This is a genomic window from Streptomyces sp. NPDC000878 (assembly GCF_053599695.1).
The window spans coordinates 68,946-80,940 of sequence record NZ_JBSFMT010000048.1 but is presented as its reverse complement, the minus strand read 5'-3'; the positions used below and the strand labels follow the sequence as shown (position 1 = coordinate 80,940).

Sequence of the window (11,995 nt, the reverse complement as noted above, 5' to 3'; positions counted from 1 at the left end):
GGAATCGCACGGACGGCCCGGACGTGGTCTCTGAGCGCGTCACCCTCGGAAAGAGAGGTCAGGCCTTCGCCTTGGCGGGCTTGGCGGCCTTCGGGGCGCGGTCCGAGGACTTGTCGAGGACCATCACCAGACCCGCGATGACCACGAACAGGCCGATCGGGGCGACGACATAGAGGCCCAGCGTCTCGATGACGCTCAGGCCAGGGCCGGGGTCGTCACCGTCGTCGCGGGTGAGCGCGAGCGCGGGAGACGTCATGAGCAGCATCATCAGCGTCGTACCGGCGACCAGAGCACCGGCGCGCAGGGCGTTCTTGTTGTCCACGGTGCAAAAGTAGCGAACGCCCGGCGGGGCCGCGCGCCCGGGGTGCCGTATGAGGGTCCGGGGAGCCGCATGAAGGCCCGGGGCCGCCGTGGGAACAGTCACCCTCCCTCGCGCAGCACCTCCATCAGTGCCCACAGCCGCGACGACCCCGCCAGCTCCTCCAGCGTGACCGGCCGGCCCTCCGCGTCGGCGATGGGCAGCCGCCAGTTCGGGTACTGGTCCCACGTACCCGGCAGGTTCTGCGGGCGGCGGTCGCCGACGCCGTCCGGGAGCCAGACGCCGATCATGCGGGCGGGGGTGCGGAGCAGATAGCGGTGGACGGCCTGGATCTCGGCCTCCTCCCCCGCGCCCGAGTGGCCGCCGCTGCACCCCTTCAGCAGGCCGAGGCGGGAGAGCAGGGTGAGCCACTCCCCCGTGTCGGCGGACGCGGCGGCCCGTTCCTCCTCCACCGGGTTGGTCAACAGGCCCAGCCGGTCACGGAGTTCGACGTGGTCGCCGGTGAGGCGGGAGGCGGTGGGCGGCAGGTCGTGGGTGGTGACGGTGGCGAGGCAGTCGGCGCGCCAGTGGTCGGGGGGCAGGGGGCGCCCGTCGCCGTCCCAGTCCCGTTCGAACCACAGTACGGACGTGCCGAGCACCCCGCGTTCGTGCAGCGTCTCCCGCACGCCCGGCTCGACGGTCCCCAGGTCCTCGCCGATCACGACCGCTCCGGCCCGCGAGGCCTCCAGCGCGAGGACGGCGAGCATGGCCTCGGCGTCGTAACGGACGTACGCGCCCTCCGTCGGCGCCTGCCCCTGGGGCACCCACCAGAGCCGGAACAGGCCCATGACGTGGTCGATGCGCAGGGCGCCCGCGTAGCCGAAGAGGGAGCGCAGGAGCTGGCGGTACGGGGTGTAGCCGGACTCGGCCAGGCGGTCCGGTCGCCAGGGCGGCAGGCCCCAGTCCTGGCCGCGCGCGTTGAAGGCGTCCGGGGGCGCGCCGACCGACATGCCGGCCGCGAAGTGCTCCTGCTGCGCCCAGGCGTCGGCGCCCCCGGGATGCACCCCGACGGCGAGGTCGTGCACGATCCCGACCGGCATGCCCGCGTCGCGGGCCGACCGCTGGGCGTCGGCGAGCTGGCTGTCGGTGAGCCAGGCGAGGTGGGAGTGGAAGTCGACGCGGTCCATCAACTCGCGCCGGGCGCGGGCGGTTTCGGCCGAGCGGGGGTCCTGGAGACCGGCCGGCCAGCGGGACCAGTCCGAGCCGTGCGTCTCGGCCAGCGCGCACCAGGTGGCGTGGTCCTCCAGCGCCTCTCCGGCCCGCGCGAGGAAGTCGGCGTACTCGGCCTGCCGTCCGGGCCCGAGCGGTACGGCGCACACCAGCTCCAGAGCCTCGCGCTTGAGTTCCCACACGGCGTCCCGGTCGATCAGCGCACCCTTGTCCAGCACCGACTCCCGCAGCCGCCGGGCGCGCTCCAGCAGAGCGCGCACCCGCGCACCGGCCTCTTCGAGGTAGGCGAACTCGGGGATGCCCTCGACCCGCAGATGCACGGGGTCGGGGAAGCGCCGGGAGGACGGCCGGTACGGGGACGGATCGGTCGGCGCCCCGGGAACGGCCGCGTGCAGCGGGTTCACCTGCACGAACCCTGCCCCCAGCGCCCGCCCGGCCCAACTGCTCAGCTCCCCCAGATCACCGAGGTCGCCCATGCCCCAGGAGCGCCCGGAGAGAAGCGAATACAGCTGGACGAGGATGCCGTACGAGCGTCCGGTGGGCGTGGGCAGCCGGGCCGGGGCGACGACGAGGTGGGCGTGGGCGGTGCGGCCGTCGGGCGCTACGGCGTCCAGCTGATGCACACCGGGCGGAAGCCGGTGGAGAGAGTCACAGACCTCGCCCTGCTCGGTACGGACACGGAGCCGCGTACCGGACGGCAGCCCGGCCAGCGCGGTCGCCGTACCGTCGGCGCCGCACACCACGGTCGGCGGCAGCAGCCGCGCCGCCAGCTCCCGCTCCCGGGCGGCGAGGGCGGCCCGGACGGCCTCGGGGGTGCCCGCGTCGACACCGAGCGCGGCCAGTACGGCGACGAGGGCGGAGTCGGAGGCGGCGACGGTCCGGTCCTGGGAGGGACGGAAGGAGGGGGCGACGCCGTACAGCTCGGCGAGACGGGCAAGCGCAAGCCGCTCCCCGCCCTCTTCGCCCTCGGTCGGCTGGTGTGCGGTCATCTACAACCCCGCGAGGTCCGAGAGCGCCGGCACCGGTCCCTCGTACAGCCCCGTGGGGTCCGCCTCGGCGTCGGCGTGCTCGCTCGTCATCGCCTCCACGTCGGCGAGCGGGGGCTCGCTGGTGAGCGGCTCGGCGGCGGGCAGCGGCGGCTCACTGGTGAGCGGCGCCTCGGCGGACGCGCTCTCGGCACTGAAGATGTAGGCCGGTACGGCCACGGAGGCCTCCTTGTTGGCGGGTTTCCTTCGCAGGCCTACCCAGTGGGCGGGACGGCAGACGTGTATGAACGGACGAACCACGGCACCGAAGCTCACATTCCGTGGTTCTTCCGCCGCTCGCACGACGAAGTCCATCACCTTCCACTATTCACTCAGTACATGTAGCGAGTGCATAATGACGGGCATGAGCACCCGCCACATCCTGCTGGGGCTGCTCGCCGGAGGGCCGAGCCATGGCTACGACCTCAAGCGACGGCACGACGAACGCTTCCCGCAGGCCCGTCCGCTCGCCTACGGGCAGGTCTACACGACCCTGCAGCGCCTGGTGCGCGACGGGCTCGCGGAGGTCGACGGCACCGACGCGGACGGCGGCCCGGAGCGGACGAAGTACCGGGCGACAGAGGAGGGGGAACGCGAACTCGCCGACTGGGTACGGGAGATCAGCGCGCCCGCGCCGCACGTCGTCAACGAGATCTTCGCCAAGGTCGTCGTCTCGATCCTGGCCGGTGGGGACCCGGCGGGGTATCTGCTGGACCAGCGGGCCGCGCACATGGCGCGGATGCGGGAGCTGACGGCGGTCAAGACCGCGCCGGGCTCGGACCTCTCGACCGTGCTCTCGGCGGACTACGCCCTCAACCACCTCGACGCCGACCTCCGCTGGATGACCACCACGGCGGACCGGCTCACCACACTGACCGCGGAGGTCGACACGGCATGACCACCACCAACGGGGACATATCCGACGAGGAGACCGCGCCACCCCTCCTCACGGCGAGCCGCCTGTCCAAGACACACGGCAGGACACCCGCGCTGCGCGGCGCCTCGGTCGCGCTGCGGGCCGGCGAGATCCTGGCCGTCACGGGGGCCAGCGGGAGCGGAAAGTCGACGTTGCTGCACTGTCTGGCGGGAATCGTCCGGCCGGACACGGGCACGGTCGAGTACGCCGGGGAGCGGCTCGACACCCTGCCCGAGCGACGGCTGAGCGAGCTGCGGCGCACGGAGTTCGGGGTCGTCTTCCAGTTCGGCCAGCTGATCCCGGAACTGACCGTCCTCGACAACGTGGCCTTGCCGCTGCTGCTCGCCGGTACCTCGCGCGCGGCGGCGCACGAACAGGCGGGCGAGTGGCTCGAGCGGTTCGGGGTGCTCGGCCAGGAGACGCTGCGCCCGGGCGAGCTGAGCGGCGGCCAGGCCCAGCGCGTCTCGCTGGCCCGGGCCCTGGTCACGACCCCGAAGGTGATCTTCGCCGACGAGCCGACGGGCGCCCTGGACTCCCTCGCGGGCGAACAGGTGATGGCAGCCCTCACCCACACGGCCCGCGAGTCCGGCACAGCGGTCCTGCTGATCACGCACGACGCCCAGGTGGCGGCCTACGCGGACCGCGAACTGAGACTGAGCGACGGGGCAGTGGTCACCGACGGGGCGGAGACATCGGCAGAGGTGACCTCGTGACGCCGAGCCACGTTTTCGCCGGCGGCTCGGGCGATCCCGGCGATCCCGGCGGCTCCGGCGGGGGGTCCTCGGGGACCGGCTCCCGCCCGGCCCCGCGGCCCAGCCATCCCCGTACTCAGCGCGCCGGCCGGCGGAGCACGCACGCGGCCCGCGCGCCGCACGCCGACCGCCAGGACCGGCCGGGCGGCACCGCCGCCGTCCCCGGAGGCGGCCTCATGGCGGCGGGCGGCGTTCCTGACGGCGGATCCACCGGGAGCGGCTCGCCTCCGGCCCGGCGGCCCGGCCACCCCCGTACCCGGCACGCCGACCACCAGACCCGGCCGCAGGGCCACTCCCCGGAGGTGACCGCATGACGTCCGACAAGGTTTCCCGGAGGGGCTCACTGCGCGCCGATCTCCGGCTCGCCTGGCTGCTCACCCGGGGTTCCGATCGGCGGGAGTGGTGGCGGGTCGGGCTCACGGGGGTCGGGGCGGGGCTCGCGACCGGGTTCGCGCTGGCCGCCGTGGCCGTTGCCTCGGTGCGGGGGTATCGCAGTGTGGGCTTCGGGAACGGGCTGCTGGACCGGCCCGGGGAGCGTTCCGGCGTGGTGCTCGCCCTCGTGCTGCTGCTCGTGCCCGTGCTCGGGTTTCTCGGGCAGTGTGCGCGGGTCGGGGCCGTGCACCGGGACCGGCGGCTGGCCGCGCTGCGGCTCGCGGGGGCCGGTGCGGCGCAGGTGCGGCGGATCGCGGCGCTGGAGACGGGGCTCGCCTCGCTGCTCGGCGCCGCGCTCGCCACCGTGTGCTGCGTGCTGTTCCTGCTGCGCGAGTGGCGGCAGCCGCCCGTGCTGCTCTGGGTCGGGGTCGCGCTCATCGCCGTGGCCGTGCCCGTGCTGGGCGCGCTCGTCGGCGTACTGGCGCTGCGGCGCGTGGTCGCCTCGCCGCTGGGGCGGGTCCGGCGGGTGCCCCCGCGTGAGGGGAGGGGGCCGGGGATGCCGGTCCCGACGGCGGTTCTGGGGCTGCTGTTCGTGGGGGTGCTGCTGGCGCCGAACACCTTCGGCGGGTACGAGACCGCGCCGGTGCTGGTGTTCTCCGTGGTGATCGTGACCGGGGTGGGCGCCCTGTGGCTCACCGGCGCCACCGCCCGGTACACGGGGCGGATCCTCGCCGCCCGTACCGCCGATCCGGCGACGCTGATCGCGGCGGAACGGCTGCGCGACGACCCGTGGGCCGCCGCCCGTACCCATGCTGCGGTGCTGCTGGTGACCACCGTGGGCACCGGGTTCGTCGGTGTCCGGGAGGTGCTGCTGACCTCGCTCCGCGACCGCGGCGAGCACATGCTGGCCGTGGACATGTCCTTCTACACCACCGGCGTCGACCTGACCGGCGCCGCCGTGCTGGTCGCCCTGGCGATCACACTGTGCGGGCTCGGTGTCGGCACCGCCGAGTCGGTGGCGACCCGGCGCCGGGGCCTGGCCGCGCAGGTCGCCGCCGGGGTGCCGCGTGCGGTGCTCGGCCGGGCGCTGCTCCTGGAGACGGCCCTGCCGCTGGCGCCGGCGCTGCTGCTCGCGGGCACCGGGGGCCTGCTGATCGGCGGCTGGTTCGCGACGATCGCCCACGACGGCAGCCGCTCGGTGCCGTACACCGCGCTGCTGGTGCCGCCGGCGGTGTACGTGTCGTGCCTGCTCGCCGCGGCCACCTCACTGCCGCTGCTGCGCCGCTCGGTGCGTCCGGCGGAGCTGCGGTACGTGTGAGCGGCCGGGCATGAGAGATCCGGCCCTGGGGAACGGGGGTTCCCGGGGCCGGATCGCATCCGTACCGTGCGGAAAATCCGTACAGGCGTGCGGGTAGCAGGTGTCAGGTACGAGGTACTCGATATTCAGGTATACGAAAGCCCGGATGTCAGGCTGAGATGCCGTCGATCCGGGCCAACGCGTCGTCCGCGCCGTACGGCTGCAGGTATGGCAGCCAGCGCGGGTCCCTGTGCCCGGTTCCGATGATGCGCCAGGCGAGACCGGTGGGCGGGGCGGGTTTGTGGCGCAGCCGCCAGCCGATCTCGAAGAGATGGCGGTCCGCCTTGGTGTGGTTGCAGCGACGGCACGACGCCACCACGTTGTCCCAGCGGTGCTGACCGCCACGGGAACGCGGGATGACATGGTCGACGCTGGTCGCGGCGGCGCCGCAGTACATGCACCGGCCGCCGTCACGGGCGAACAGTGCCCTACGGGTCAGTGGAACGGGCCCCCGGTAGGGAACCCGGACGAACCTCTTCAGCCGGACCACGCTGGGTGCGGGGACAGTAACGGTCGCGCTGTGCATAAAGGCGCCCGATTCCTCCAAGGAGACTGCCTTGTTCTCCAGGACGAGGACGAGCGCGCGGCGGAGCGGTACGACGCCGAGTGGCTCGTACGACGCGTTGAGTACCAGGACATGCGGCACGGATGCCTCCTTGGGCGTCGGCGGCGCGTGGCTCGCGCCGGGACGATCTGCAGTCAGTCTCCCCTCTCGCCTGGCGACAGCGCCACCACGTCCCGGTAACGGGCTGGGAGTGTTTTCGACCACACCTTGTGCACTTCCCCGGGACCACACCCTCTTCTATCCCCAGGTGAGCACGGTCTCTCCCTCGAACATCGCGCCGATCCGCACACGTTGCCCCGTTAGTGTGGTGGTTCTGCCCTTCCGGTGACCTTTCCGTGACCTGAATGCCCAGCTGAACGACCAGCTGAACGACATATCCACCCATACCGGGGGCAGGCCGCTCTGGAGGTACCCGCCGTGTCCTTGTCCGCCGTCCTACTGGCCGCCGGTTCCACCCCGACCCCGACCCCCTCGGAGTCGCCGACCGTGTCGGTCCCGTCGCTCCAGGACGCCCAGGAGAGTGCGACGAACGCCGCCAGCTGGGTCGAGCAGAACTGGTCCACCTGGCTGGCTATCGGTCTCAAAGTCCTGCTGATCATGGTGATCGCGACGGTGCTGAGATTCGCGGTGCGGCGGGCGATCACCAAGCTGATAGACCGCATGAACCGCGCGGTCCAGACGTCCGACGGCGCGGCGTCCGGCGGCACGGCCCTCGGCAGCCTGCTGGTCAACGTCGAGCGCCGCCGCCAGCGCTCCCAGGCGATCGGCTCCGTACTGCGCTCGGTGGCGAGCTTCATCATCCTGGGCACCGCGGCCCTGATGGTCCTCTCGGCGTTCCAGATCAACCTCGCCCCGCTGCTCGCCTCCGCCGGTGTCGCGGGCGTGGCGATCGGCTTCGGCGCCCGCAACCTGGTGACGGACTTCCTCTCCGGCGTGTTCATGATCCTTGAGGACCAGTACGGCGTCGGCGACACGATCGACGCGGGGGTGGCGTCCGGTGAGGTGATCGAGGTCGGGCTGCGGGTGACCAAACTGCGCGGCGACCAGGGCGAGATCTGGTACGTCCGCAACGGCGAGGTCAAGCGCATCGGCAACCTCTCCCAGGGCTGGGCCACGGCCGGTGTCGACGTCACCGTCCGCTCGGACGAGGACCTGGACCGGCTGAAGGCGACGCTCGCCGAGGTCGGCGAGCAGATGAGCAAGGAAGAGCCCTGGAACGAGATGCTGTGGAGCCCGATCGAGATCCTGGGCCTGGACAGCGTGCTCCTGGACTCGATGATCATCCACCTCTCGGCGAAGACGATGCCGGGCAAGTCCCTGACGGTGGAGCGCGAACTGCGCTGGCGCGTCAAGCGGGCCCTGGACGCGGCGGGCATCCGCATCATGGGCGGCGCCACCGTCGCCCCGGAGGAGGAGCCCGAGGACCCGACGGCGGGCATGGCGGCCCCGTCGGCGTACTCCAACACGGGCTCCCCGCAGGCCCAGGCGGCCACCCCGCTGGTCGCCCCGCCGGCCGGGGCGAAGTAGCCGGCGGAGACAGCAGCAGCCGTACGCCAGGAGGCGGCGCCCCGGAATCCGGGGCGCCGCCTCTTCGTGTGTGCGCAGGTAACGAGTCCGTTTCCGCGTGGTTTTCCTTCCGGTTCCCCCCTTGACGTCTCCCGCGGTCCGGTCCTACCTTCCTGCCATCCGATAGGAAACCTTCCTAACAGTCACCGTGGAACACCCACCACAGGTGACCGTGAAAAACTGGGCGCAGGAAAGGCAGGTGCAGACCCCCATGGCAGGAACCGCAGGCACGCCAGGCACCCCGCGCGTCCTGCGCGCCATGAACGACCGGGCCGCCCTGGACCTCCTCCTGGAGCACGGGCCCCTGTCCCGCACCCGGATCGGCAACCTCACCGGTCTGTCGAAGCCGACCGCCTCACAGCTCCTCGCCCGACTGGAGGCCGCCGGTCTGGTCCTGGCGACCGGCACCAGCGAGGGCCGGCCGGGCCCCAGCGCCCAGCTGTACGCGCTGAACCCCGCCGCCGCTCATGTCGCCGGGCTCGACGTCACCCCCTCGGGCATCCGGGCGGCCGTCGCCGACATCACCGGCCGCGCCGTCGGACACTTCGAGCTGCCCACACCCGGGCGCGGAGCACCGGGTCCCGTCGACCGGGTGCTCCAGGCTCTCGACGGGGCGGTCAAGGACGCCGGTCTGCACCGCACCGATGTGCACCGGCTCGCCATCGGCACCCCCGGCGCCTTCGACCCCACCACCGGCAACCTCCGCTACGCCAAGCACCTGCCGGGCTGGCACTCACCCCGGCTGCTGGAGGAACTGGCCGCCGCGCTTGGCCAGATCCCCTTCGAGGTGGAGAACGACGTCAACCTCGCCGCCGTGGCCGAGCAGCGCATCGGTACGGCACGCGGCCACGAGAGCTTCACCCTGCTCTGGGGGGAGCGCGGCTTCGGCGCGGCGGTCGTGATCGGCGGCAGGCTGCACCGGGGCGCCACCGGAGGCGCGGGCGAGGTCGCCTTCCTCCCCCTGCCCGGCGTACCGCTGGTGCGCAACGTCGCCCGCAGCAACGCGGGCGGTTTCGAGGAACTGGCCGGACTCCGGGCCCTGTTGAACATGGCCCGCGAGCACGGACTGACTCCGCCGCCCGGCGGCAGCCCCGCCATGAAGGCCGCGGCCGTGGTCGCCGAGGCGGCCCGCGCCACCGACGGTCCGGGCGCGGCCGTTCTCGCCGAGTACGCCACCCGGCTGGCGACCGGACTCGCCGCGATGGTCGCGGTGATCGACCCCGAACTCATCATCCTGGCGGGCGGGGTGATCACGGCCGGCGGAGAACCCCTCCGTGCCCTGATCCAGTCCGAACTCGCCGAACTGGCCGTACCCCGTCCCGCCATCAGACTCAGCACGGTTCCGGACGGTCCCGTGCTGAGCGGAGCCCTGCAGATGGCACTCGCCGCCACCAGGGACGAGGTCTTCGACACCACGGATCGCACCCCCTGATCCGCTGACCGGCCTCCGCCCGTCCTCCTTCTCCCTTCTCCTCTCCCTCGCCCCCTCCCTCTGCTTCTCCCTCTCCTTCTGCCTCTGACGCTCTCGTCACCCCCGTGCACCCGCCCTGGCACCGGCATGCCCGCACGCCGAACCGTCCGCCTCCCCTGAGAACACCCTCTGCCAAGGAGTTCCGTCATGCCCAGAATCAGCCGCGTCTGTCTCGCCGGCGCCCTCACGGCGCTCGCCCTGACCGCGACCGCCTGCACCGGATCCAGCACCTCCGGCGCGACCGACGACCCGAACAAGAAGTCGACCATCACCTTCTGGCACCCCTGGAGCGCCCCCACCGAGGTCAAGGCGATCGAGGCGAACATCGCGGCCTTCGAGAAGGCGCACCCCAACATCACGGTCAAGGTCGTCGGCAACGTCGACGCCGACAAGGTGAACCAGGCGCTGCGCGCCGGCGGGTCCAACGCCCCGGACGTGGTGGCCTCCCCCGAGACCAGCAACGTCGGCAAGTTCTGCTCCTCCGGTGTCTTCGCCGACCTCGACCCGTTCCTGGCGAAGTCGAAGATCGACACCGCGAAGACCTTCCCCAAGCCGATGCTGGACTACACCCAGTTCGAGGGCACGCGCTGCGCACTGCCCCTGCTCGGTGACGCGTACGGCCTCTACTACAACAAGACGGCGTTCAAGGAGGCGGGCATCACCTCTCCGCCGAAGACGCTGTCCGAGTTCAAGGCCGACGCCATCAAGCTGACCAAGACCAAGGGCGACAGCTACTCGCAGCTCGGCTGGATGCCGAACTTCCACGGCTACGAGGTCACCGTCCCGCACCTCGCGGCGCAGTGGAGCCCCGAGTACTTCACCGCTGACGGCAAGTCGAACGTCGCCAAGGACCCGGCCTTCAAGGAGCTGCTGACCTGGCAGCAGGACATGGTCAAGTCGCTCGGCGGCTTCACCAAGCTGGAGAAGTACCGCGCCACCTTCGGTGACGAGTGGTCCGCGCAGAACCCGCTGCACACCGGCCAGATCGCCATGAACATCGACGGCGAGTGGCGCGGCGGGATGATGAAGGACGCCGGGGTCAAGTTCGACTGGGGCGTCGCGCCCTTCCCGGTGCCGGACGACCAGGCCGACACCTACGGCAAGGGCTTCCTGACCGGCACGGTCATCGGTCTCGCCAGCACCAGCAGCAAGCAGAACGCCGCCTGGGAGCTGGTGAAGTACATGACCACCGACACCGACGCGGTCGTCTCCTTCGCCAACGCCATCAACAACGTCCCCTCGACGTTCGCGGCGCTGAAGTCCCCGAAGCTCAAGAGCGACGCGACGATGCAGGCCTTCGTGAAGATCGCCGAGAACCAGTACAGCAACACCGCGCCCGCCGCGGTCAACGGCAGCGCCTACCAGGAGACCCTCCAGAACCTCGCGTACGACTACGAGTCCGGGAAGACCAAGGACCTGGACGCGGGGCTGAAGAAGACCGCCGGGCAGATCGACACCGACATCACCAAGGCGAAGTAGCCCATGGCCACCCTCTCCGGCCACTCGGCGGCGCTTCGTTCGAAGCGCCGCCGGGAGGGGCTGCGCACGCTGGCGTTCCTCTCCCCCTGGCTCATCGGTTTCAGCGTCTTCTTCGTCTATCCGCTGCTGTCGACCGTGTACTTCTCCTTCATGAAGTACGACGGCTTCAAGCCGCCCACCTTCAACGGCCTGGACAACTGGACGTACGTCTTCACGCAGTACCCCTTCTTCTGGGCCGCGATGCGCAACACCCTGTGGCTCGTGGTGATCATGGTGGCGTGCCGGGTGGTCTTCGGGCTCGGGATCGGGCTGCTGATCACGAAGATCAAGACGGGTGCGGGAATGTTCCGTACCTTCTTCTACCTCCCCTACCTCGCCCCGCCCGTGGCCGCGACCCTGGCCTTCGCCTTCCTGCTCAACCCGGGCACCGGCCCGGTCAACCAGGTGCTCGGCGACCTGGGTCTGCCGCAGCCCGGCTGGTTCAACGACCCGTCCTGGTCGAAGCCCGCGCTGACCCTGCTCGCCCTGTGGGGCATCGGCGACCTCATGGTCATCTTCATGGCGGCCCTGCTCGACGTGCCCAAGGAGCAGTACGAGGCGGCCGAACTCGACGGCGCCGGCTCCTGGAAGCGCTTCCGGTACGTCACCCTGCCGAACATCTCGCCCATCGTGCTGTTCGCCGTGGTCACCGGGGTGATCCAGACCATGCAGTACTACACGCAGCCCCTCATCGCCGGTAAGACGGCCAGCGGTGTCATAGGCGCCGGAGCCGGCCAGATCTACGAGCCCGGCTACCCGGGGAAGTCCACGCTGACGCTCCCCCAGCTCGTCTACACCCTCGGCTTCCAGCGCTTCGACACGGGCTCCGCGTGCGTGGTCGCCCTGGTGCTGTTCATCCTGTCCATGGCGTTCACCGCGCTGCTGATGCGCCGCCGCAGCGGCCTGATCACGGTGGAGGACTGAT

At 71.5% G+C, this 11,995-nt stretch carries 12 protein-coding genes; 8 read left to right on the top strand and 4 right to left on the bottom strand.

Features of this window, described 5'->3' with window-relative positions; genetic code table 11:
* Nucleotides 1–58: 58 nt before the first annotated feature.
* The 3 genes from ACWDR4_RS33065 to ACWDR4_RS33055 form a co-directional block, all read right to left on the bottom strand.
* Nucleotides 59–322: a hypothetical protein gene (locus ACWDR4_RS33065; RefSeq protein ID WP_450413801.1), complete on the bottom strand. Its 264-nt coding sequence runs from the start codon at nucleotides 320–322 to the stop codon at nucleotides 59–61.
* A 98-nt stretch (nucleotides 323–420) separates the two neighbouring features.
* Nucleotides 421–2,517, bottom strand: coding sequence for a 4-alpha-glucanotransferase (gene malQ / locus ACWDR4_RS33060; RefSeq protein WP_450413800.1), 2,097 nt, complete (start codon nucleotides 2,515–2,517; stop codon nucleotides 421–423).
* Complete coding sequence (locus tag ACWDR4_RS33055; protein WP_450413805.1) at nucleotides 2,518–2,766, bottom strand: hypothetical protein; 249 nt, start codon at nucleotides 2,764–2,766, stop codon at nucleotides 2,518–2,520.
* Between the two features lie 151 nt (nucleotides 2,767–2,917).
* Between ACWDR4_RS33055 and ACWDR4_RS33050 the strand changes: the two genes are divergently transcribed.
* The 4 genes from ACWDR4_RS33050 to ACWDR4_RS33035 are packed head-to-tail and all read left to right on the top strand — an operon-like array spanning nucleotide 2,918 to nucleotide 5,911.
* A complete protein-coding gene (locus ACWDR4_RS33050; RefSeq protein ID WP_450413799.1) occupies nucleotides 2,918–3,451 on the top strand; it encodes a PadR family transcriptional regulator in 534 nt (177 codons plus the stop codon).
* Entirely contained in the window at nucleotides 3,448–4,182 is a 735-nt protein-coding gene (locus tag ACWDR4_RS33045) for an ABC transporter ATP-binding protein (protein ID WP_450413798.1), read from the top strand. Before ACWDR4_RS33050 ends, ACWDR4_RS33045 begins: the two co-directional genes overlap by 4 nt.
* Entirely contained in the window at nucleotides 4,179–4,535 is a 357-nt protein-coding gene (locus ACWDR4_RS33040) for a hypothetical protein (protein WP_450413797.1), read from the top strand. The genes ACWDR4_RS33045 and ACWDR4_RS33040 overlap by 4 nt, the downstream gene beginning before the upstream one ends.
* Nucleotides 4,532–5,911: an ABC transporter permease gene (locus ACWDR4_RS33035; protein ID WP_450413796.1), complete on the top strand. Its 1,380-nt coding sequence runs from the start codon at nucleotides 4,532–4,534 to the stop codon at nucleotides 5,909–5,911. Before ACWDR4_RS33040 ends, ACWDR4_RS33035 begins: the two co-directional genes overlap by 4 nt.
* Nucleotides 5,912–6,059: 148 nt before the next feature.
* Here the strand turns inward: ACWDR4_RS33035 and ACWDR4_RS33030 are convergent, their stop codons facing one another.
* A complete protein-coding gene (locus ACWDR4_RS33030; RefSeq protein ID WP_235479080.1) occupies nucleotides 6,060–6,596 on the bottom strand; it encodes an HNH endonuclease in 537 nt (178 codons plus the stop codon).
* A 336-nt stretch (nucleotides 6,597–6,932) separates the two neighbouring features.
* Between ACWDR4_RS33030 and ACWDR4_RS33025 the strand changes: the two genes are divergently transcribed.
* From ACWDR4_RS33025 to ACWDR4_RS33010, 4 genes are all read left to right on the top strand, one after another.
* Nucleotides 6,933–8,042 (top strand): mechanosensitive ion channel family protein, encoded by a 1,110-nt coding sequence (locus tag ACWDR4_RS33025; protein ID WP_450413795.1) that lies wholly within the window; start codon nucleotides 6,933–6,935, stop codon nucleotides 8,040–8,042.
* 250 nt (nucleotides 8,043–8,292) lie between these two features.
* Nucleotides 8,293–9,513, top strand: a complete 1,221-nt coding sequence (locus ACWDR4_RS33020) for an ROK family transcriptional regulator (protein ID WP_450413794.1) — start codon at nucleotides 8,293–8,295, stop codon at nucleotides 9,511–9,513.
* 186 nt (nucleotides 9,514–9,699) lie between these two features.
* Nucleotides 9,700–11,031: an ABC transporter substrate-binding protein gene (locus tag ACWDR4_RS33015; RefSeq protein ID WP_450413793.1), complete on the top strand. Its 1,332-nt coding sequence runs from the start codon at nucleotides 9,700–9,702 to the stop codon at nucleotides 11,029–11,031.
* A 3-nt stretch (nucleotides 11,032–11,034) separates the two neighbouring features.
* Nucleotides 11,035–11,994, top strand: coding sequence for a carbohydrate ABC transporter permease (locus ACWDR4_RS33010; protein WP_450413792.1), 960 nt, complete (start codon nucleotides 11,035–11,037; stop codon nucleotides 11,992–11,994).
* Nucleotide 11,995: the final 1 nt, after the last annotated feature.